18 protein-coding genes are annotated in these 22,001 nt (G+C 66.9%); 5 read left to right on the top strand and 13 right to left on the bottom strand.

All coding sequences use genetic code 11. From position 1 onward, the window contains the following. Together tssI and HMPREF2716_RS22590 are read right to left on the bottom strand one after the other, a co-directional pair. Positions 1-558: type VI secretion system tip protein TssI/VgrG (gene tssI / locus HMPREF2716_RS22595; RefSeq protein ID WP_141762317.1), on the bottom strand; the 558-nt coding region annotated here is incomplete at its 3' end. Between the two features lie 228 nt (positions 559-786). Further along, complete coding sequence (locus HMPREF2716_RS22590; protein ID WP_003105490.1) at positions 787-1,224, bottom strand: HIT family protein; 438 nt, start codon at positions 1,222-1,224, stop codon at positions 787-789. Positions 1,225-1,428: 204 nt separating this feature from the next. Here HMPREF2716_RS22590 and phoA point away from each other — a divergent pair, with 204 nt between their 5' ends. Next, entirely contained in the window at positions 1,429-2,859 is a 1,431-nt protein-coding gene (phoA, locus tag HMPREF2716_RS22585) for an alkaline phosphatase (RefSeq protein ID WP_003112133.1), read from the top strand. Between the two features lie 72 nt (positions 2,860-2,931). On the opposite strand, the gene hrpA is transcribed toward phoA, so the two are convergent. From hrpA to fadD2, 4 genes are all read right to left on the bottom strand, one after another. Continuing rightward, positions 2,932-6,912, bottom strand: a complete 3,981-nt coding sequence (hrpA, locus tag HMPREF2716_RS22580; RefSeq protein WP_070622013.1) for an ATP-dependent RNA helicase HrpA — start codon at positions 6,910-6,912, stop codon at positions 2,932-2,934. 174 nt (positions 6,913-7,086) lie between these two features. Continuing rightward, positions 7,087-7,296: a hypothetical protein gene (locus HMPREF2716_RS22575; protein WP_003105496.1), complete on the bottom strand. Its 210-nt coding sequence runs from the start codon at positions 7,294-7,296 to the stop codon at positions 7,087-7,089. 119 nt (positions 7,297-7,415) lie between these two features. Then, positions 7,416-9,104 carry a long-chain-fatty-acid--CoA ligase FadD1 gene (fadD1, locus tag HMPREF2716_RS22570; protein WP_003091643.1) on the bottom strand — a complete coding sequence of 563 codons (1,689 nt, stop codon included), beginning with the start codon at positions 9,102-9,104 and terminating at the stop codon, positions 7,416-7,418. Positions 9,105-9,338: 234 nt separating this feature from the next. Next, on the bottom strand, positions 9,339-11,027 hold the full coding sequence (fadD2, locus tag HMPREF2716_RS22565) for a long-chain-fatty-acid--CoA ligase FadD2 (protein ID WP_003091644.1): 1,689 nt from the start codon (positions 11,025-11,027) through the stop codon (positions 9,339-9,341). A gap of 246 nt (positions 11,028-11,273) precedes the next feature. On the opposite strand from fadD2, the gene HMPREF2716_RS22560 reads away from it, so the two are divergent. The 3 genes from HMPREF2716_RS22560 (at position 11,274) to HMPREF2716_RS22550 (ending at position 14,017) form a co-directional block, all read left to right on the top strand. Continuing rightward, positions 11,274-12,224, top strand: a complete 951-nt coding sequence (locus tag HMPREF2716_RS22560; protein ID WP_031801071.1) for an alpha/beta hydrolase — start codon at positions 11,274-11,276, stop codon at positions 12,222-12,224. Beyond that, positions 12,221-12,691 (top strand): MaoC family dehydratase, encoded by a 471-nt coding sequence (locus tag HMPREF2716_RS22555; RefSeq protein ID WP_003117593.1) that lies wholly within the window; start codon positions 12,221-12,223, stop codon positions 12,689-12,691. Before HMPREF2716_RS22560 ends, HMPREF2716_RS22555 begins: the two co-directional genes overlap by 4 nt. A 150-nt stretch (positions 12,692-12,841) precedes the next feature. Next, on the top strand, positions 12,842-14,017 hold the full coding sequence (locus HMPREF2716_RS22550; protein WP_003117592.1) for an MFS transporter: 1,176 nt from the start codon (positions 12,842-12,844) through the stop codon (positions 14,015-14,017). On the opposite strand, the gene HMPREF2716_RS22545 is transcribed toward HMPREF2716_RS22550, so the two are convergent. From HMPREF2716_RS22545 to HMPREF2716_RS22525, 7 genes are all read right to left on the bottom strand, one after another. Further along, entirely contained in the window at positions 13,998-14,855 is an 858-nt protein-coding gene (locus HMPREF2716_RS22545; RefSeq protein WP_003091654.1) for an efflux RND transporter periplasmic adaptor subunit, read from the bottom strand. The two genes, HMPREF2716_RS22550 and HMPREF2716_RS22545, sit on opposite strands and share 20 nt — an antisense overlap. A 26-nt stretch (positions 14,856-14,881) precedes the next feature. Beyond that, a complete protein-coding gene (locus tag HMPREF2716_RS22540; RefSeq protein ID WP_003091655.1) occupies positions 14,882-15,085 on the bottom strand; it encodes a DUF1656 domain-containing protein in 204 nt (67 codons plus the stop codon). After that, positions 15,072-17,066 (bottom strand): FUSC family protein, encoded by a 1,995-nt coding sequence (locus HMPREF2716_RS22535; RefSeq protein ID WP_003124327.1) that lies wholly within the window; start codon positions 17,064-17,066, stop codon positions 15,072-15,074. The genes HMPREF2716_RS22540 and HMPREF2716_RS22535 overlap by 14 nt, the downstream gene beginning before the upstream one ends. 208 nt (positions 17,067-17,274) lie before the next feature. Beyond that, complete coding sequence (gene ccoM / locus HMPREF2716_RS29975) at positions 17,275-17,388, bottom strand: cytochrome c oxidase subunit CcoM (RefSeq protein WP_003091657.1); 114 nt, start codon at positions 17,386-17,388, stop codon at positions 17,275-17,277. 248 nt (positions 17,389-17,636) lie between these two features. Next, complete coding sequence (locus tag HMPREF2716_RS29625; RefSeq protein ID WP_003091659.1) at positions 17,637-17,798, bottom strand: hypothetical protein; 162 nt, start codon at positions 17,796-17,798, stop codon at positions 17,637-17,639. After that, positions 17,795-18,397: an alpha-ketoglutarate-dependent dioxygenase AlkB family protein gene (locus HMPREF2716_RS22530; RefSeq protein WP_003115462.1), complete on the bottom strand. Its 603-nt coding sequence runs from the start codon at positions 18,395-18,397 to the stop codon at positions 17,795-17,797. The genes HMPREF2716_RS29625 and HMPREF2716_RS22530 overlap by 4 nt, the downstream gene beginning before the upstream one ends. A 53-nt stretch (positions 18,398-18,450) precedes the next feature. Continuing rightward, complete coding sequence (locus HMPREF2716_RS22525; RefSeq protein ID WP_003091664.1) at positions 18,451-18,759, bottom strand: hypothetical protein; 309 nt, start codon at positions 18,757-18,759, stop codon at positions 18,451-18,453. A gap of 235 nt (positions 18,760-18,994) precedes the next feature. Between HMPREF2716_RS22525 and rapA the strand changes: the two genes are divergently transcribed. Further along, a complete protein-coding gene (gene rapA, locus HMPREF2716_RS22520) occupies positions 18,995-21,847 on the top strand; it encodes an RNA polymerase-associated protein RapA (protein ID WP_003119658.1) in 2,853 nt (950 codons plus the stop codon). The last annotated feature ends 154 nt before the right edge of the window (positions 21,848-22,001 follow it).

Raw genomic sequence — 22,001 nt, 5'->3', positions numbered from 1 at the left:
CGTCTGGTCGTCGCCGAACACCAGCAGGTGCGCCTCGGCGCTGTGCCGGAAATGGAAATGGATGCCCTCTTCGGCACAGAGGCGCTGGACGAAATGCAGGTCGCTTTCGTCGTACTGCACGCAGTATTCGCGCTCGGGATACCGGGTGCCGAGCTGGAAGCGGTAGGCGTCGGCGAGGATGCCGTGCTCCTCGAGGACCAGGGCGACGATCTGCGGCACCGTGAGGTGCTGGAAGATCCGCTGGTTGTTGCGCTGGGCGAGGTAGGCCAGGTGCGGGACGAGGGTGAGGCGATAGCGGGTCAGGCGCTTGCCGGCATCGCCCTGGGCAGCGCCGTAGACCAGGCCGTGGACACCCTGGCCCTGCGGGGTGAAGGCGAGGAAGGCGGGCCGGTGGAGGAACGTTTCGAGGTCGAGGCCGGCGCGCTCTCCGACCAGTTCGAGTTCGAAACGGTAGGGGCGACTGATGCCTTCGTGGCCGTTGAAGGCGAGGACCTGCAGGTCGTGGCGGAGGCCGTCGAGGGTGAGGCTGAAGTGGGTCTGGTTGGCCGGGTTGAACATCCGCTGTCCCCTGTTGCTCGAAAAACCTGCACGGCTGGCGTCCCTGTTCGCCGTGGTCGCTCCGAAGAGCGGGATGTCGCGGATGCTACGTCAAAAAAACTGTGCAAATTGTTGCGCACATCGCCGGAAAACCGCGGCGCGCCTGACCCTCGACAGTATGTAACAAAATATTTCAGAAAAATCCGACGAGCGAAGGACCGCCCCCGAACCGGGCCGGCCCATGCGCAATCAGCCTTGCAGACGCTGCGCCAAACGCTCCTGAAGTTGTGCGAGCACTTCCGGGTCGCCCTGCTTCGCCGCATGGATGCCGAGATTCTCGCCGCTGAAGCGCGGGATGACGTGGAAATGGATGTGGAAGACCGTCTGCCCGGCGGGGGCGCCGTTGAACTGGGCGACCTGCACGCCGTCCGGCTGCACCTCCTCGACCAGGGCGCGGGTCAGGCGCTGGACCACGGCCATGACCTTGGCCAGGTTCTGCGCATCGATCTCGAGCAGGTTGCGCGCCTCGGCGTGCTTGGGAATCACCAGGGTATGCCCGTAGGACTGCGGGAACAGATCGAGGAAGGCGAGCACGTCCTCGTCTTCGTAGACCTTGTAGCAGGGAGCTTCGCCGCGAATGATCTTGGCGAAGATGTTCTGGGAATCGTAAACGCCGTGCAGACTCATGGAGGCTTTCCTTGAACGAACCGGAATAGACCTGCGCACCATACCGGCTCGCTACCCGCTCGTCACGACGTGATGCGTCGCGCGCGCCACACACTTCGAAAGAAATTGTCACAAGCCCGTCATCACCCTTCCCTACTTTCGTAGCACTCGCCGGATGGCCCTGCCGTCTCGCACAGCCACCTCCTCAACATAGGGAAATGCGTCATGACCCCAGGTTATCCCCTCGCCCTCTCTCTTGCCGTCTCCATGGCCGTGCTCGGCAGCGCCTTGCCGGCCCAGGCGCGCCAGGACGATCCGTCGCTGTTCAACCGCCAGGCCCGTGGCGAACTCAGCGAGTACGGCGGCGCACGGCGCGTCGAGCAGGACCTGACCCAGGCCCTGAAGCAGTCGCTGTCGAAGAAGAAGGCGAAGAACGTGATCCTGCTGATCGGCGACGGCATGGGCGACTCCGAGATCACCGTGGCGCGCAACTACGCGCGCGGCGCGGGCGGCTACTTCAAGGGTATCGATGCGCTGCCGCTGACCGGCCAGTACACCCACTACTCCCTGCACAAGGACAGCGGCCTGCCGGACTACGTGACCGATTCCGCCGCCTCCGCCACCGCCTGGACCACCGGGGTCAAGTCGTACAACGGCGCGATCGGCGTGGATATCCACGAACAGCCGCACCGCAACCTGCTGGAGCTGGCCAAGCTCAACGGCAAGGCCACCGGCAACGTCTCCACCGCCGAGCTGCAGGACGCCACCCCCGCCGCCCTGCTCGCCCACGTCACCGCTCGCAAGTGCTACGGTCCCGAGGCCACCAGCAAGCAGTGCCCGAGCAATGCCCTGGAGAACGGCGGCGCCGGCTCGATCACCGAGCAGTGGCTGAAGACCCGCCCTGACGTGGTTCTCGGCGGCGGCGCCGCGACCTTCGCGGAAACCGCCAAGGCTGGCCGCTATGCCGGCAAGACCCTCCGCGCCCAGGCCGAAGCCCGCGGCTACCGGATCGTCGAGAACCTCGACGAGCTGAAAGCCGTGCGCCGCGCCAACCAGAAGCAGCCGCTGATCGGCCTGTTCGCGCCGGGCAACATGCCAGTGCGCTGGCTCGGTCCGACCGCCACCTACCACGGCAACCTGAACCAGCCGGCGGTGAGCTGCGAGGCGAACCCGAAGCGCACCGCCGACATCCCGACCCTGGCGCAAATGACCAGCAAGGCCATCGAGCTGCTGAAGGACAATCCGAACGGCTTCTTCCTGCAGGTCGAGGGCGCGTCCATCGACAAGCAGGACCACGCCGCGAATCCGTGCGGCCAGATCGGCGAGACCGTCGACCTCGACGAAGCCGTGCAGAAGGCCCTGGCCTTCGCCAAGGCCGATGGCGAGACCCTGGTGATCGTCACCGCCGACCACGCCCACTCCAGCCAGATCATCCCGCCGGAAACCGCCGCGCCGGGGCTGACCCAACTGCTCACGACCAAGGACGGCGCGCCGCTGGCGATCAGCTACGGCAACTCCGAGGAAGGCTCCCAGGAGCACACCGGCACCCAGTTGCGCATCGCCGCCTACGGCCCGCAGGCCGCCAATGTCACCGGCCTGACCGACCAGACCGACCTGTTCTTCACCATCCGTCGCGCACTGAACCTGCGCGACTGATCGGACCAGAACGAAAAAGGCGCGCCGGTTTCGACCGGCGCGCCTTTTTCATTTCGCGCGGTATCCCTGGAACTAGCCCTCGACCTGGCTCCACTGCTTGGCCAGGCGCTTGTCCGAGACCGGCAGCCGGGTTCCCAGTTGCTGGGCGAACAGCGAGACCCGGTACTCCTCCAGCATCCAGCGATACACCTGCAACTCGGCGTCGCGCTTGCCTTCCTGGGCGTGCTTGGCGAGGCGCGCCTGGTATTGCGCCCAGAGTTCGCCCAGCTCGCCGCTCCACACCCGGTCGCGCTGGACCTGGCCGGCGACCTTGTCCAGGCGCTGCTCGATGGCCTTGAGGTAACGCGGATACTCCTTCAACCACTCCAGCGGGGTGGCGCGGACGAACCCCGGATACACCAGGTTGGCCAGTTGGCCCTTGACGTCGTTCAGCGGCACGGTCATGGCCAGCTCGACCTTGCCCTTGAAGCGCTTCTGCAGGCCGTGCCAGAGCTTGAGGATATCCAGCACCAGGCGTGCCAGGCGCTCGGCGTGCTCGTTCCAGGCAGCGCGCTTGCGCTCGGCCAGCGCGGCCAGGGCGGCGCCGTCGCGCGGCAGGCTTTCGCCCTGCAGCACGCAACTGTCGAGACTGGCCAGGAGGATGTCCTCGACCAGCGCCTCGACCCGTCCCAGCTCGCGGTACAGCAGGCCCATCTCGGTCTGCCCCGGCAGCTTGGCGCGCAGGTACTTGGCCGGCTCGGCCAGTTGCTGCAACAGCAGTCGTTGCAGGGCGCGGCGGTGTTGGTAGTCGGCCTCGGCCTGGGTCGGGAAGCGCCCTTCCTTGACCTCGCCCTGCTCCTCCACCAGCGCCGGGTATACCGTCATCGACAATCCGGCGACCTTCTGCTGGGCCTTCTCGGCGACGCTAGCGAAGGCCTTGGCCTCCACCGGACGCTGCTGTTCCTTGTCGGCCTGGGGTATCGCCAGCGCCGCCTGGCTGGCTTCGGCGAAACGCGCGGTGAGTTCGGCCAGGTCGCGGCCCTCGCCGAGGAACTTGCCCTGGGCGTCGACCACCTCGATGTTCATCCGCAGGTGATCGTCCAACTGCGTCGCCGCCTCGGCCCAGGCCTCGTCGGCTACCCGCACGCCGGTCATGCGCTGAAGCTCGCGGCCCAGCGCCTGCGGCAGCGAACCTTCGCCGAAGGTGATGCGCTCCAGGGCGGCGCGGACGAAGTCCGGTACCGGCACGAAGCTCTTGCGGATCGCCTTCGGCAGGTTGCGCACCAGCGCCACCGCCTTGTCGTAGAGCAGGCCGGGCACCAGCCAGTCGATGCGTTCGGCCGGCAATTGCGGCAGCAGCGGCGCCGGTACCCGCACGGTGACGCCGTCGCGCGCGGTGCCGGGCTCGAACTGGTAGCTCAGCGACAGGTGCAGATCGCCCAGGCGCAGGCGATCCGGGTACTGCGCCGCAGTGACTTCGCTGGCTTCGCGGGCCAGCACGTCTTCCTCGCGCATCAGCAGCAGGTCCGGCTGGTTCTGCCGCTCGCGGGCGTACCATTTCTCGAAACTGGCGGTCTGGTAGATGTCCGCCGGCAGGCGCGCGTCGTAATAGGCGAACAGGGTTTCCTCGTCGGCCAGGATGTCGCGCCGGCGTGCCTTGGCTTCCAGCTCGTCGAGCTTTTCCAGCAACTGCCGGTTGGCGCTCAGGCACCTGGCGCGGCTGTTGATCTCGCCGCGCACCAGGCCTTCGCGGATGAACAGCTCGCGCGCCACCGGCGGGTCGATCGGACCATAGTGCACCGGACGTCGACCGATGACGATGAGGCCGTAGAGGGTGACCTGCTCGAACGCCACCACCTGGCCGCGACGCTTCTCCCAGTGCGGCTCGAAGTGGTTGGTCTTGATCAGGTGCCCAGCCAGCGGCTCCAGCCAGTCCGGCTCGATCTTCGCGACCATTCGGGCGAACAGCTTGGTGGTCTCCACCAGTTCCGCGGCCATGATCCATTGCGGGCGCTTGCGAGCGATGCCGCTGGACGGATGGATCCAGAAACGTCGCTGGCGAGCGCCGAGGTAGTCGCCTTCCTCGGCCTTCTGCCCGATCTGGCTGAGCAGGCCGGACAGGATCGCTTTGTGGACCGCCGCGTAATCGATCCCCGGTACCTCGCGTTCGTTGTCGGCCGACGCGCCTTTCTTCGCCTCCGGCTTGCGCGCCTCGGCCTTGGCCGGACGCCCGAACGGCAGCTTCAGTTCGCGGCAGATCAGGGTCAGTTGGCGGTGGGCGTCGCGCCACTCACGCAGGCGCAGGTAGTTGAGGAAGTTCTTCCGGCACCAGCTGCGCAGGGCATTGGAACCCAGCGCCTGGCGCTGCTCCTCGAAGCCACGCCAGAGATTGATCAGCGCGGCGAAGTCGGAATCCGGGTCCTTCCATTGCGCGTGCGCCTGGTCGGCGGCCTGCTGCCGCTCCACCGGACGCTCGCGCGGGTCCTGCACGGACAGCGCGCTGGCCACCGTCAACACTTCCTCGAGGCTACCCTGCTGGGCCGCCTCCAGCAGCATGCGGCCCAGCCTCGGGTCGATCGGCAGGCGCGCCAGTTGGCGCCCCAGCGGGGTCAGCTGGCCTTCGCGGTTGACCGCCGACAGTTCCTGCAGAAGGGTGAAGCCGTCCTTGATCGCCTTGCCGTCCGGCGGCTCGATGAAGGGGAACGCCTCGATGTCGCCGAGGCGCAGGTGCAGCATCTGCAGGATCACCGCGGCCAGGTTGGTGCGGAGGATTTCCGGGTCGGTGAAGGCCGGACGCGCGTTGAAGTCCTCCTCGCTGTAGAGACGCACGCATATGCCCGGCTCGACCCGTCCGCAACGGCCCTTGCGCTGGTTGGCGCTGGCCTGCGACACCGCCTCGATGGGCAGCCGCTGGACCTTGGCGCGGTAGCTGTAGCGGCTGATCCGCGCGGTGCCGCTGTCGATCACGTAACGGATGCCCGGCACCGTCAGCGAGGTTTCCGCGACGTTGGTGGACAGCACGATCTTGCGTCCCGGGCGCGGCTGGAAGATCTTCTGCTGCTCGGCCGGGGTCAGTCGCGCGTACAGCGGCAGCACCTCGGTGTGGCGCAGGTTGGCCTTGCGCAGCATCTCCGCGGCGTCGCGGATCTCCCGCTCGCCGGGGAGGAACACCAGCACGTCGCCGGGCCGCTTGCCGACCTCGCGTTCGTGGGCGGCGATCTCGTCGAGGGCGGCGAGGATGCCCTGGTCCACCGACAGGTCGTCCTCGACCCGGTTGCCCTCCTCGTCGGTTTCCGCCGCCAGCGGCCGGTACCAGGTCTCCACCGGATAGGTGCGGCCGGAAACCTCGATCACCGGGGCGCCGTCGAAATGCCGGGAGAAACGCTCCAGGTCGATGGTCGCCGAGGTGATGATCAGCTTCAGGTCCGGACGCCGGTGCAACAGGGTCTTCAGGTAGCCGAGGAGGAAGTCGATGTTCAGGCTGCGCTCGTGGGCTTCGTCGACGATCAGCGTGTCGTAGCGCTCCAGGTAGCGGTCGTGCTGGGTCTCGGCCAGGAGGATGCCGTCGGTCATCAGCTTGACCAGGGTGCTGTCGTCGCTCTGGTCCTCGAAGCGCACCTGGTAGCCGACCAGCGCGCCCAGCGGCGTACCGATCTCTTCCGCGACCCGCGTCGCCACGCTGCGCGCCGCCAGCCGACGCGGCTGGGTATGGCCGATCAGGCCGTGGATGCCGCGACCCAGCTCCAGACAGATCTTCGGCAACTGGGTGGTCTTGCCCGAGCCGGTCTCGCCGGCGATCACCACCACCTGGTGGGCGGCGATAGCGGCCTTGATCTCGTCGCGCTTGGCGGCGATCGGCAGGCTGTCGTCGTAGCGGATCGCCGGCACGCTGGCGCGCCGCGCCTCGACCTTGGCGCAGGAGGTCTGGAAGCGCTCGACCCACTGCGCCAGGCGCGCGTCGTCGGGCTGCTTGCGCAGTTCGTGGAGCTGCCGGCGCAAGCGGTGGCGGTCGCTGATCTGGGCCTGGTCGAGGCGCCGGACGAGTTGGTCAAGGGAAGGAGTCTGGTCGGTCATCTAGGCTTTTCGAATGCTGTGAGCGTGCCGCAGTCGCGGAGGACGGGAGAAGCTCCGGCCACTGCCGAGGCGAAAAATATTCGGAATTGTCGCAGATTTGAGCGGAAGAGGACGAATCCCGGTTAACGCTCGCTGCCGCGATACGGCCGACGCTGCTGGTGGGCGATGGCCCTCTCAGCGCCCCAGTCGCTTGAGCATCTCGGCCAGCGGCAGCGCATCGGCGGTGCCCGCCCGGCAGTCGGCGAGGCGATCCTCGGCCACTGGCGGCCATTGGCGCTCCACCTCGGGGCCGGCGCGATGCAGCAATGCCTGGGTCAGTTCCAGACGCCGGCTGATCGGCAGACGGCGTATTTCTTCGGCCAGGGCAGGATCGAGGCGGGCCATGGGGGGCCTCCGGCAGGTGATGCGCTGCCGGCACGCCAGCACAGGCACGCTCATCCGCAACCGACTGCCTGCAACGAAGAAGCCCCGCATCGGCGGGGCTTCTTCAGGCAACGGCGGACTTACTTCTGGCCCGCTTTCTTCAGCTCTTCGTCGCGCAGTTCGCGGCGCAGGATCTTGCCGACGTTGGTGGTCGGCAGGCTGTCGCGGAACTCCACGGCCTTCGGCCGCTTGTAGCCGGTCAGGTTGTCATGCATGTGCTGCATGACCTGTTCCTTGGTCAGGGTCGCCCCCGGCTTGACCACCACGAAGACCTTGATCGACTCGCCGGACTTCTCGTCGGGGATGCCGATCGCGGCGCACTGCAGGACGCCCGGCAGGGTCGCCAGCACGTCTTCCAGTTCGTTCGGATACACATTGAAGCCGGAGACCAGGATCATGTCCTTCTTCCGGTCGACGATGCGCATGTAGCCGTCTTCCTGGATGATCGCGATATCGCCGGTCTTCAGCCAACCATCGGCGTCGAGGATCTCGTCGGTGGCCTCCTGGCGCTGCCAGTAGCCCTTCATCACCTGCGGACCCTTCACGCAGAGTTCGCCGCGCTCGCCCAGGGGCACTTCCTGGCCGTCGTCGCCAATCACCTTGCACAGGGTCGAGGGCACCGGGATACCGATGGTGCCGACCTGGATGTTCTGGAACGGGTTGACCGATACCACCGGCGCGGTCTCGGTCATGCCGTAGCCTTCGCAGATGGCGCAGCCGGTGACTTCCTTCCAGCGCTCCGCGGTGGCCAGTTGCAGCGCCATGCCGCCGGAGAGGGTCAGCTTCAGCGCGGAGAAGTCCAGCTTGCGGAAGGTTTCGTTGTTGCACAGGGCGACGAACAGGGTGTTCAGGCCGACGAAGCCGGTGAACTTCCACTGGCCGAGGTCCTTGAGCATCGACGGCAGGTCGCGCGGGTTGGTGATCAGGATGTTGTGGTTGCCGGTGAGCATCATCGCCATGCAATGGAAGGTGAAGGCATAGATGTGGTACAGCGGCAGCGGCGCGATGAGGATCTCGCAGCCCTCGTTGAGGTTGGCGCCCATCAGCGCCTTGCACTGCAACATGTTGGCCACCAGGTTGCGGTGGGTCAGCATGGCGCCCTTGGCGACCCCGGTGGTGCCGCCGGTGTATTGCAGCACGGCGACGTCGTCGGCCTGCGGCGCGGCTTCCTGGAACGACTTGCCGGCGCCCCTGGCCAGCGCGTCGGTCAGCTTGGTGGCTTGCGGCAGGCTGTAGGCCGGCACCATCTTCTTGATGTGCTTGACCACGAAGTTGACGATGAAGCGCTTCAGCGGCGGCAGGATGTCGCCGACTTCGGTGACGATCACCTGCTTGACGCCGGTCTTCGGCAGTACGCCCTCGACCAGGTGGGCCATGTTGGCCAGGCAGACCACCGCCTTGGCGCCGGAGTCGTTGAACTGGTGTTCCAGTTCGCGCGCGGTGTACAGCGGGTTGGTGTTGACCACGATGAGGCCGGCGCGCATGGCGCCGAAGACCACGATCGGGTATTGCAGGACGTTGGGCAACTGGACGGCGATGCGGTCGCCGGGCTTGAGATCGGTGTGCTGCTGCAGGTAGGCGGCGAAGTCGCCGGACAGCTTGTACAGCTCGCCGTAGGTCAGGGTCTTGCCCAGGTTGGTGAACGCGGGCTTGGTGGCAAAACGTTGGCAGGACTCCTTCAGTACCGACAGGATGTTCGGGTACTGGTCGGGATTGATCTCGGCAGCAATACCCGCTGGGTACTTGTCCTTCCAGAAGTTTTCGATCATGGAAGCCCACTCCTAAGCAACAGCTAATCTTCACCGCTCATGGCGGCATCTTGTTGTGATCTGCTCGCTAACCCTGGACCCAGGGCTATTAGGCGCGCCGAGATTATCAGCTTTGCCAGAGGCAGACCAGCACCAAACATGACCTATTCGGTCAAAAAAATGACCGAGACATTAGTCTCGGTCACGGTCTTTCCTGTCCCCGGCAAATGCCCGTTTCAGAGCCTTGTAAGGCTATCAGGCGATTTCGCGCAGCTCACGACGGAGGATTTTACCCACAGGCGTCATCGGTAATGCATCCTTGAGCACAATCTGTCGCGGAATTTTGTATCCGGTGAGGTTTTCCTTGCAGTAGGCCTTGAGTTCCTCGACCGACAGGCTGGGGTCGCGGGCCACCACGAACAGCTTCACCGCCTCGCCGGACTTCTCGTCGGGAATGCCCACTGCCGCGCAACTGGCCACCTTCGGATGGGCCATCACCACGTCTTCGATCTCGTTGGGGTAGACATTGAAGCCGGAGACCAGGATCAGGTCCTTCTTGCGATCGACGATGCGCACGAAGCCGTCCTCGTCGATCACCGCGATGTCGCCGGTCTTCAGCCAGCCTTCGGCATCGAGAATCTCCTCGGTGGCCTCGGGACGCTGCCAGTACCCCTTCATCACTTGCGGACCTTTCACACAGAGTTCGCCACGTTCGCCGACAGGCAGCTCGTTGCCCTGCTCGTCGATCACCTTGAGCGCCGTGCCCACGACCGGTATCCCCACCGTACCCAGGCGTGCCTGCTCGCCGTAGGGGTTGGTGGTCACCACCGGCGAGCATTCGGTGAGGCCATAGCCTTCCACCACGGTGCAGCCGGTGACGCCCTTCCAGCGCTCGGCGGTGGCGCTGACCAGTGCGGTGCCGCCGGAGTTGGTGAGCTTCAGGTTGGAGAAATCGACGTCCTTGAACCCGGGGTGCTCCATCAGCGCGACGAACAGGGTGTTGAGGCCGAGCAGCGCGGAGAAACGCCACTTCTTCAGTTCCTTGACGAAACCGGGGATGTCGCGCGGGTTGGTGATCAGCACGTTATGGTTGCCGCTGACCATCATGCACATGCAGTTCGCGGTGAAGGCATAGATGTGGTAGAGCGGCAGCGGCGCGATCATCACCTCCTGCGCCTCCTTCATCAGCGGCAGGCCATCCTTGCCGAGCTGGGAAAGCTGGGCGTGGACCTGCAGCATGTTCGCCACCAGGTTGCCGTGGGTGAGCATCGCCCCCTTCGAGACCCCGGTGGTGCCGCCGGTGTACTGCAACACGGCGACATCCTCCAGGCCGACCCTGACCGGCTGCAGGGCATGGCCCTGGCCTTGCTTCAAGGCCTGCCTGAACGGCAGCGCCTGGGGCAAGCGATAATCGGGGACCATCTTCTTCACCGACTTCACCACGCTGTTCACCAGCCAGCCCTTCAGCGCCGGCAACAGGTCGCCCATGCGCGCCTCGATCAGGTACTCGATCCGCGTATCCGGGAGCACTTCCTCGACCAGCTTGCCGAACACGTTCAGATAGACCAGCGCACGCACGCCGGCGTCCTTGAACTGGTGGCGCATTTCGCGGGCGGTGTACAGCGGATTGGTGTTGACCACCACCAGCCCCGCGCGCAAGGCGCCGAACACCGCGATGGGATATTGCAGGACATTGGGCATCTGCACCGCGATGCGGTCGCCGGGCTGGAGATCGGTCTGTTTCTGCAGGTAGGCGGCGAAGGCGGCGGACAGACGATCGAGTTCGGCATAGCTGAGCGTCACGCCGAGATTGCTGAAGGCCGGGCGGTCGGCGAATTTCTTGCAGGAGCGCTCGAAGACCTCGACCACGGAACGGTAGGCGGCGAAGTCGAGACTGTCGGGTACGCCGGCCGGGCGTTTGTCGTTCCAGAATTCAGGTTGCATTTATTCTTGTCCTCTTACCTGAGCGGGTCTGGCCCGCATGTGCGGGGCATCGGGCAACTTAGCAGTTGCGTCGGACAGCGCAAATACTCCTCCTGCCCTTATTGATAGTGTGAATCTCCAGCCTGTCGCTCTTCGCCGCCCGCCATTCCAGAGCGGCCCGTGCCCAAGGGTGGCGCTTTTCCGGGACGAAGCCGCGTACGCTGCTAGAATGCGCCGGAACGCGTCCGCCCGGCACAAGGAACGAACATGCCCGCCGCTGCCTACTGGCTCCCCGCCAGCGACGAAACCCCGCTGTACACCCGCCACTGGCCGAGCGCCGCGGCCGTCGGCGCGGTGATGCTGTCCCACGGCATGGCCGAGCACGCCGGTCGCTACGAGCGTCTCGCCGCCGCGCTGAACGCTGCCGGCTACCACTTCTATGCGATCGACCAGCGCGGCCACGGCCGGACCGCCGAAGCCGACGAGCTGGGCCACTTCGCCGACCAGGGCGGCTGGGGCAAGGTGGTCGGCGACCTGGCCAGCCTGAACCACCATATCCGCCAGCAGCACCCGGAACTGCCGATCTTCCTGCTGGGCCACAGCATGGGCAGCTACATCTCCATGGCCTACCTGCTGCACCACAGCTGCAGCCTGCAAGGGGCGATCCTTTCCGGTTCCAACTACCAGCCGCAAGCGCTCTACCGGATCGCCCGCCTGATCGCCCGCTTCGAGCGCTGGCGCCAGGGGCCGCTGGGCAAGAGCGCGCTGATCGACTTCCTCTCGTTCGGCTCGTTCAACAAGGCGTTCAAGCCCAATCGCACGGCCTTCGACTGGCTCAGTCGCGATCCGCAGGAAGTCGACAGGTACGTGGCCGACCCGCTGTGCGGCTTCCGCTGCAGCAACCAGTTGTGGGTGGACCTGCTCGGCGGCCTGGCCGATATCACCCCGCCCACCCACCTGCGGCAGATCGATGCCGACCTGCCGCTGCTGATCATCGGCGGCGAACGCGACCCGGTCAGCCAGGGCAAGCGCCTGGGCGACCTGGCCGACGCCCTGCGCGGTGCCGGGCTGCGCCAGGTGACCCTGAAGACCTATCCCGAGGCCCGTCACGAGCTGTTCAACGAGAGCAACCGCGACGCGGTCACCCAAGACCTGATCGACTGGCTGGAACAGGCCCTGCGCCACCGCCGGGATCATTCGACAAAGGAGAGAACATGAGCCAGGTCCAGAACATTCCCTACGCCGAGCTAGAGGTCGGGCAAAAGGCCGAGTACACCAGCAGCATCGCCGAGCGCGACCTGCAGTTGTTCGCCGCAGTCTCCGGCGACCGCAACCCGGTGCACCTGGACGCCGCCTACGCGGCCACCACCCAGTTCAAGGAACGCATCGCCCACGGCATGCTCAGCGGCGCCCTGATCAGCGCGGCGATCGCCACCGTGCTGCCCGGCCCAGGCACCATCTATCTCGGCCAGACCCTGCGCTTCACCCGTCCGGTCAAGCTCGGCGACGACCTGAAGGTCGAACTGGAAGTCCTCGAGAAGCTGCCGAAGAACCGCGTGCGCATAGCCACGCGGGTGTTCAACCAGGCAGGCAAGCAGGTGGTCGACGGCGAAGCGGAGATCATGGCGCCGGAAGAGAAGCTCAGCGTCGAGCTGGCCGAACTGCCGCCGATCAGCATCGGCTGAGCGGCTTTCCCTATCGTCGGGCCATCCGGCCCGGCGGACTTGCCGGGCCGCCGCGCGCTGCTCTACCCTGTCCGCTGTCTTACCTCAATCACCAGGGATAACCGAAGGCACTCCACCGCCCGAAACCCCTTACCGGGAATCGGAGCCGCCATGGACCTTCGCTTGCTGTTGCTATCCCTGACCACCTTCGCCGCCGGCCTGGCGGAAAGCATCCTGATCGGCATCCTGCCGCCCCTGGCCGAAGACCTGCGGGTCTCCATCAGCCTGGCCGGCCAGCTCACCACCCTGTTCTCCCTCGGCTTCGCCCTCGCCGCACCGCTGCTCGGCTGGCTGACCCGGCGCATCGAACGCCGCCGCCTGCTGCTGGCGACCCTGCTGCTGTTCGCCCTCAGCAACGCGCTCGCCGCCCTCGCTCCGGGCTATCTCGGCCTGCTCCTGGCTCGCCTGGGAATGTCGGCCTGTTGCGGGCTGCTGATCGTCCTCGCCAGCCTGCTCGCCGCCGAGCTGGCCGCCCCGGCCCAGCGCGGCCGGGCGATCGGCCTGATCTTCATGGGCATCAGCGGTTCGCTGGTGTTCGGCGTGCCACTGGGCGTACAGATCAGCGACTGGTTCGGCTGGCGCTGGATCTTCGCCGGCATCGCGGTCTATTCGCTGCCCTTGTGCCTGCTGCTCTGGCGCTACCTGCCGCAACGCCAGGCCGGCGACCTGCCCGGCCGCGAAGGCTACCTGCGGCAGTTGCGCCAGCCCGCGCTGTGGCTCGCGCAACTGGTATCGATCCTGTTGCTCGGCGGGCACTTCACCCTGTTCGCCTATTTCACCCCGTACCTGGCGAGCATGGCCGGTATTCGCTCGCCCAGCGAGATCAGCCTGATCCTCCTGCTGATCGGCCTGGCAGCGCTGAGCGGCGGCTATATCGGCGGCTGGCTGGCCGACCGCCTCGGCCACCGGCGCGCCCTGCGTCTGGTGCCGGCGGCCTTCGCCCTGGCGCTGGCGGCGGTGCCGCTGAGCCTGGGCAGCATCGGGTTCCTGCCGGTACTGATGGTCTGGAGCGCGATCAGCTGGATGATCTCGCCGGTGGTGCAGAGCTTCCTGCTGCGCAGCGATCCGGCCAGCGGTTCCGCCGGCGTCGCCCTGAACACCTCGGCCATGCACCTGGGCGTGGGCCTCGGCGCGGCGCTGGGCGGCCTGGTGGTGGCGGCACTGGGAGTCGCCGCGACGCCCTGGGTCGGCCTCGCCCTGGTGCTGGCGGCGCTGGCCTGCGCGCTTGGCGCCAGCACGCTGGATGGCGCCACGCAAGCGCTGCCGTTCAGTCCCCCTGCACGGTGACGCTGGCGGTCATCCCGGCGCTCAGGTGGACATCCGCCGGCACCTGGTCGAGGCGGATGCGCACCGGAATACGCTGCGCCAGGCGCACCCAGTTGAAGGTCGGCTCGACATTGGCCAGCAACTGGCCGTCCGGCGTCGAGTTGCGGTCGGTGATACCGCTGCTGATGCTCTCCACCGTGCCGTCGATCGGCTGATCGCCGCTCATCAGGCGGACCTGGGCGCGCATGCCGACGCGGATGCCGGGCAGCTTGGTTTCCTCGAAGTAGGCGACCACATAGAAGGACTGCTGGTCGACCAACGCCATCACCGCCTGGCCCGCCGTGGCGTAGTTGCCCTGGGCCAGGCGCAGGTTGGTCACCTGGCCGTTGCGCGCGGCGCGCAGCTCGCTGCGCTTGAGGTTGAGTTCGGCGATCTTCACCTGGGCCAGCGCCTCCTGGTACTCGCTGCGAGCGATGGCAGCATTGATCTGGGCGTTTTCCTTGTCCTCGGCGCTGATCGCGCCGATGCCCAGGCGGCTGCGCCGGGCCGCCTCGTTCTGGCGCAACAGGTATTGCTGGTGACGGGTCTCGGCGACGGCGCGGGCCTGCTCCAGGTTGGCCTGGTAGCGTTCCTGGTCGATGCGCATCAGCACGTCGCCGACCTTGACCACCTGGTTGTCCTTGACCTCCAGGTCGGTCACCCAGCCGGACACGTCCGGCGCCACCACCACCACGTCGGCCCGCACCCGGGCATCGCGGGTCCAGGGCGAGAGCATGTAGTAGCGCCAGAGCCAGATGCCGGCGAGGACAGCGGCAGCGACCACCAGCAGGGTGACGACGACGCGAAGCGATGCACGCATGCGAATCTCCTTCTCGGGGCGACGATTCAGGTCGTAGCCGCCCAGGTAATGCCACTCAACATCAAAATGAACAGGGCGCAGTCGAACAGCGCCTCGTGCCAGACCCAGCGACGCAACGGCGTTTTCTGGATCAGCACCCGCAGCGCGGCGGTGGCCGCCAGCGCCAGCAGGGCATAGACGAACAGCGGGCTGAGGTAGACGCCGCCCCAGGCCGACTCATGCAGACTCATGGCTTTCCTCCTGATGGCACCACTGCTGCCAGGTGAACAGCAGTTGCGCCAGGGCCGCGCGCGCCAGGCGGCTGGCTTCGTCGTCGTGGCGAGCGTCGCGCTCCAGGGCTTCGCGCAACGGCAGGCTGATCCGTTCCAGGCGGTCGCTGCGCGGCCCCGCGGGACCGGCCTCAAGCAGCTCGCCCAGTTCCCCGAGGAAGCGGTCGCGCGCCTTGCGCAGGACGCCACGGGCGCCTTCCAGGCAGGCCCGCAGGTGGATCAGTTCGTTACCCAGGTCGAGCGCCAGGAGGCCATCGTCCCAACGCCGCCGCTCCTGCTCCGGCAACAGGTTGGCGTGCCGCGCCAGGCGCAACAGGCGGTCGGCCATGCGCCCGCCGAACCAGTTCTCCGCCTGCGCCAGCGGGCGCCGGGTGAGGCGGCCGAGGTCGACGCAGGTGGCATCCAGCAGGCGTCGGGTCAGCCAGCCCGGACGCAAGGTCAGCAAGCGGAAGATCACCACCGCGAAGCCGACTCCGATCAGCACGCCCTGGGCGGAATTCAGCAGGGTCGCGAGGTTGTAGTCCATCTGGTTGCGCGGCGCGACCAGGACGATGAAGTGGATCGCGAACGAGGTGGCGGTGCCGGCGGTAACCGGTACGGCCATGCCCAGGGTGGCGAAGAACAGCGGCACGCCCATCGCCAGGCAGAGCAGCGGGAAGCCATTCCACTGCGGCAGCAGCCACTGGCTGACCAGCATCGCCGCCGGGATCGCGTAGACGATGCCGCGCAGGAAGCTCAGGCCGATGGCCACCGCGTTGTCACGGTTGGCGAACAGGCTGCACACCACCGCCGCCAGCAGCATCGCGCCGGACGCCGCCGGCCACGCGGTATAGATCCAGTAGACCGACAGCCCGAGCAACGCCAGGGCGCTACGCGCGCCGTAGAACAGCGCCATCTGCAGGTCGCGGTGCCAGGACAGGGTACCGGCGCTGCCCACCCGCCCCTCGACCTCGCCGCTGGCCACCGCGCGCATGCCCTTCTCGGCATTCACCGCCTTGAGCAGCAGCACCGAGCAGCGGGTCAGCAGGTAACGCTGGTCGTTGCTCCACTGCGGCTCGACCGCGACCTGCGCCAACTCCTCGCGCAGCGCCAGCATCGACGCCGGATCGGCCCCTTCCAGGGCGCTGGCCAGCGCGGCCAGCCAGCGCTCCACCCGGCGCTCTTCCTCTTCGCTCAGCCGCGCCCGTTGCCGGGCCACGCCGCGCGCGGTGCGCAACAGGCTGAGCAGGTCGCGCGAGAGCAACGCCAGGGCGCCGGCCCGGCGCCGCCCGCGCTCGCCTTCGAACCAGGCATGGTCGCGCTGCGCATCGACCTCGACGATCTTGCTCAGCGCGTTGAGCAGCCCCTGCGGCTGCCGCTGGCGCGGGTCGATCTCGCCGCGCGCGGCCTGCATGCCCAGCAGCCAGGTGGCGTGGGCCTGCTTGTCGAGGTTCTGCTCGACCCGCTGCGGCCAGAGGATCGCACTGACCGCCGAGGCGCAGATGATCCCCAGGCAGATCTCGGTACAACGCGCCACCGCCTGCTCGAAGACCAGCAGCGGTTGGTCCACCGCCGGCAGGCCAATGATCGCCACCGTATAGCCGGAAAGTACGAAGGCATAGGAAACGTGGTTGCGCAGGGAGGTCGAGGCCGCCGTGCAGAGCCCCAGCCAGAGCGAGATGGCCAGCAGGAACAACCAGGGCGCCTGGGCGAACAGCGCGATCATCAGCACCGACATCGCGGTGCCGACCAGGGTGCCGAGCAGGCGGAACAAGCCCTTCGCCACCACCATGCCGGACAACGGCTGGGACACGATCAGCACGGTCATCAGCGCCCATTGCGGCTGCTCCAGGTCGAAGCGAAAGGCGCACCACAACGCCAGGCCGCCGGCCAGGAGCGTCTTGATGGCGAACTTGAGCGCCAGCGTCGAGGGTGCCAGGAACGGCTTCCAGTGAATGGGCACAGGGTCTTCCGAAACGGGGTCTACATCAGCATAGATAGCCGGCGAACGCCGAGGCGATATGTGCAGCCTATATTATTAGGCTGCTAACAATATCGTCCAGCGACATTCGTAGTATCCCGATCGCTGCGCCGGTGTTTTTCCAGGCGCAAAAAAAACGGGCGACCGAAGTCGCCCTAAGTGCCTTGCGTGCTCTGTGTATCCGGGAGGATCAGCCTTTGCGGCTATGGGAATCCTTCCAGATGAAGTAACCGACCCCACCGAAGAAAGCGACCATGAGGCCTACTGTAAGAATCCCTGCGAGAACCACTTCGTCGATGAACATGTTGATGGCCTCCAGTTGCCGGTTGGGTGTTGCTCGATGGGCTCAGATTAGCGAGGCGCGGCGGCGCAATATTGACCTGGATCAATCGCCCGGACGGGCTTTTTCGGCCAGGTGCATGACACTGACCCAGGTCAAGTTTCGCAGGAGGGAGAATGCGGTCGGACGCCGCAGATAACCGGGAAAAACCTGCCCGATCGCCGCACGTTGCCCGCAGGAATGCGCCGCCGGCGAACGCGGCGGCGGAGGCTTCAGCGCTTCTTCGGCTTGCCTTTCGGCTTCTTCCGCGGCTTGCCCAGCGGCAACACCTGTTCGAAGGCCTTGCGGACCTCCTGCAGGCGCTTCTCGTGCACGTCGTGGATGCGCTTGTCGCGCTCGGCGCTGAGGTCGATCACCTTGTCGTCGTCGTTCATGGCTGGGGGTACACCAGGCGGAAGGTCAGGTTCAAACGGGGCATGCAGGAGCGGCGGGTCTTCGCCACCTGATGTTGCCAATGATGCTGGGTTGCGCCGCGCATGACCAGCAGGCTGCCATGGGTCAGTTCCAGAGAGTGGGCGATGCGGGTCTGGCCCTTGCGCCGCAGGTCGAAGCGGCGGCTGCCGCCGAGACTGAGCGAGGCGACCAGCGGATCGCGGCGCAGCTCTGGCTCGTCGTCGCTGTGCCAGCCCATGGAGTCCTGGCCGTCGCGGTAGTAGTTCAGCAGCACGCCGTTGACCCGCTGGCCGACCTCGCGCTCCACGCGCTCGCGGATCTCGCCGAGCAACGCGGTCCATGGCAGCGGCCGGTGGACCTGGCCGGAATAACGGTAGGCGGCGTCAGGGTCGCCGTACCAGGCCACCAGGCGCGGGGTCGGATGCTCCTCGCCATGGATGCGCAGGATCGGCTGTTCCCAGGGCGTTTCCTGTTCCAGGCGCAACAGCCAGGCGCTCGCCAGCGGCGCATCCAGCCAATGCGGGAGATAGCGCAGGTCGGCGTCCGGCAGGGTCAGGGGTGCGTCGGCGAACAGGTCCATGGGCCGCAGGTTACTACGCCGCAAGGCCGCTGCTGAAGCCTGGAAAACCAGGGTTACACTTCGATGTCGATCAATTGTCCCTTGCGCGGCAGCTCGTCCGCCTGGGCGCTCTCCCCCGCCTCGTCAGCCGGCGCCTCGTCCCCCTCGTCGCTCCGCGCGTGCGCCTCGCCGCCCTGGCGGCGCTGGCGACGGCGGTATTCCTCTTCCAGCCAGCTTTCCTCGTCGCGCTCCTGGCGCAAGGCGACGCCATCGCTGCCCGCGCCAGCCTGGGTCGGCGCGACCGGCGGCGTGGCCGGACGGGGCTTGGGCGGGTCCTGCTGGACGGTGACCGGGATCAGGCCCTGGGGGATCGGCGGAAGCATGCAGGCAACCTCTCTGGGTAGTGCCGCGTCATGGGTTCTCGCAGCGTGCCGGTTTGCGGCGTTCTTCTACAAGGGTTATCGGTCGACCCGCCGCTCGACTTGAGAACCAGCCGCCAGGCGGTCGCTCCCGTACCGACGGACGGCTCTCCGACGAAGCCGTGGCGCAACACGCAATCCATCGCCAAGCGTCGCTCAACGCCACGCGTTGCGGTACCATACCCGGCTTTTTTGGGAGGTGGACATGGCGCAGTATCAACCGGGGCAACGCTGGATCAGCGACAGTGAAGCGGAATTGGGCCTGGGGACCATCCTGGCCCAGGATGGCCGCCTGCTCACCGTGCTCTATCCGGCGACCGGCGATACCCGCCAATACGCCTTGCGCAATGCGCCGCTGACCCGCGTGCGCTTCGCCCCCGGCGATGAAGTGACGCACTTCGAAGGCTGGAAGATGACCGTTCGCGAGGTCGAGGAAAGCGAGGGCCTATTGGTGTACCACGGCCTCACCGCGCAGAACGAGCAGCGCACCCTGCCGGAAACCCAGCTCTCCAACTTCATCCAGTTCCGCCTCGCCAGCGACCGTCTGTTCGCCGGACAGATCGATCCCCTGCCCTGGTTCTCCCTGCGCTACCACACTCTCGAACGCCGCAGCCAACTGCTCCAGTCCTCGCTCTGGGGCCTCGGCGGCGCCCGCGCCCAGCCGATCGCCCACCAGTTGCACATCGCCCGCGAAGTCGCCGACCGCATGGCGCCGCGCGTCCTGCTGGCCGACGAAGTGGGCCTGGGCAAGACCATCGAGGCCGGCCTGATCATCCATCGCCAGTTGCTCTCCGGCCGCGCCGGGCGGGTGCTGATCCTGGTCCCGGAAAACCTCCAGCACCAGTGGTTGGTGGAGATGCGCCGGCGCTTCAACCTGCAGGTGGCCCTGTTCGACAAGGAGCGCTTCGCCGAAAGCGATGCCAGCAATCCCTTCGAGGACACCCAGTTGGCCCTGGTCGCCCTGGAGTGGCTGAAGGAAGACGAACGCGCCCAGGACGCCCTGTTCGCCGCCGGCTGGGACCTGCTGGTGGTCGACGAAGCCCACCACCTGGTCTGGCACCAGGACCAGGTCAGCGCCGAATACGCGCTGGTCGAGCAACTGGCGGAGATCATTCCCGGCGTCCTGTTGCTCACCGCGACCCCGGAGCAACTCGGCCAGGACAGCCACTTCGCGCGCCTGCGCCTGCTCGATCCGAATCGTTTCCACGACCTCGAAGCGTTCCGCCGGGAGAGCGAGCAATATCGCCCGGTCGCCGAAGCGGTGCAGGAACTGCTCGACCACGGCAGTCTTTCCGCCGGCGCGCGCAAGGCCATCCACGGCTTCCTCGGCAGCGAGGGCGACGAGCTGCTGGCCAGCGTCGAGGGCGGCGATGAAGAAGCTCGCTCGCGCCTGGTCCGCGAGCTGCTCGACCGCCACGGCACCGGTCGCGTGCTGTTCCGCAACACCCGTGCCGCCGTGCAGGGCTTCCCCCAGCGCGAACTGCACGCCTATCCGTTGCCGATGCCGAGCCAGTACGAGGAATTGCCGGCCGGCGAACACCCGGACCTGTATCCGGAAGTGAATTTCCAGCAGCAGTGGGAAGACGGCGACGACAACAACCGCTGGTGGCGCTTCGACCCGCGCGTCGAGTGGCTGATCGATACCCTGAAGATGCTCAAGCAGTTCAAGGTCCTGGTCATCTGTGCCCACGCCGAGACGGCCCTCGACCTGGAAGACGCCCTGCGCCTGCGTTCGGGCATCTCCGCCACGGTGTTCCACGAAGGCATGAGCATTCTCGAGCGCGACCGCGCCGCCGCCTACTTCGCCGACGAAGAGTTCGGCGCCCAGGTGCTGATCTGCTCGGAAATCGGCAGCGAAGGCCGCAACTTCCAGTTCGCCCACCATCTGGTGCTGTTCGACCTGCCGGCCCACCCGGACCTGCTCGAGCAGCGCATCGGCCGCCTCGACCGGATCGGCCAGCGACACACCATCCAGTTGCACGTACCGCACCTGGAGAACAGCGCCCAGCAGCGCCTGTTCCAGTGGTACCACCAGGCGCTGAACGCCTTCCTCAATACCTGCCCCACCGGCAACGCCCTGCAACACGAGTTCGGCCCGCGCCTGCTGCCGCTGCTCGACGGCGGCGAGGACAAGGCCTGGGACGCGCTGCTCGCCGAAGGCCGCGCCCGTCGCGAAGCCCTCGAAGCGGAGCTGCACAGCGGTCGCGACCGCCTGCTCGAGCTGAACTCCGGCGGCGCCGGCGAAGGCGAGGCGCTGGTGGAGGCCATCGAGGAACAGGACGACGACTTCGCCCTGCCGATCTACATGGAGCGCCTGTTCGACGCCTACGGCATCCACAGCGAAGACCATTCGGAAAATGCCCTGATCCTCAAGCCAAGCGAGAAGATGCTCGACGCCGGCTTCCCCCTCGGCGACGACGAAGGCGTGACCATCACCTACGACCGTGCCCAGGCGCTGGCCCGCGAGGACATGCAGTTCCTCACCTGGGAACATCCGATGGTTCAGGGCGGCATGGACCTGGTGCTGTCCGGCTCGATGGGCAACACCTCGGTGGCGCTGATCAAGAACAAGGCGCTGAAGCCCGGCACCGTGCTGCTCGAACTCCTGTTCGTCAGCGAGGCCGTGGCACCGCGCGCCCTCCAGCTCGGCCGCTGGCTGCCGCCCCAGGCCCTGCGCTGCCTGCTCGACGCCAACGGCAACGACCTGGCCGGCCGGGTGTCCCTGGAAACCCTCAACGACCAGTTGGAAAGCGTGCCACGGGTCAGCGCCAACAAGTTCGTCCAGGCCCAGCGCGACGTGCTGGCCAAGCAGTTCGACGTGGCCGAGGGCAAGATCGTCCCGCGCCACGAGGAACGCGTGGCCAGGGCCAAGCAGCAGTTCGCCGCCGCCATGGACGAGGAACTGGCGCGCCTGACCGCGCTCAAGGCGGTCAACCCGAGCGTCCGCGACAGCGAGCTGGACAGCCTGCGCACCCAGCGCGAGGAAGGCCTGGCCCTGCTCGACAAGGCCTCCCTGCGCCTCGAGGCGATCCGCATCCTGGTCGCCGGCTGACGCCCGGCAACGGCTGCGCGAAACGAGAAGCCATGGGCATCCCCCATGGCTTCTTTCATTTCATTTCCAGCGAAGGCCACAACGGCGAATGGCCGCGCGGCGACCGTTCGCCCCGTTCCCCGGCCCCCGCCGGGCCGCGAGCCAGGCGTCGCAG

This window comes from Pseudomonas sp. HMSC076A11 (assembly GCF_001810205.1).
GTDB lineage: Bacteria > Pseudomonadota > Gammaproteobacteria > Pseudomonadales > Pseudomonadaceae > Pseudomonas > Pseudomonas aeruginosa.
This window is presented reverse-complemented; position numbering and strand designations above follow the sequence as displayed.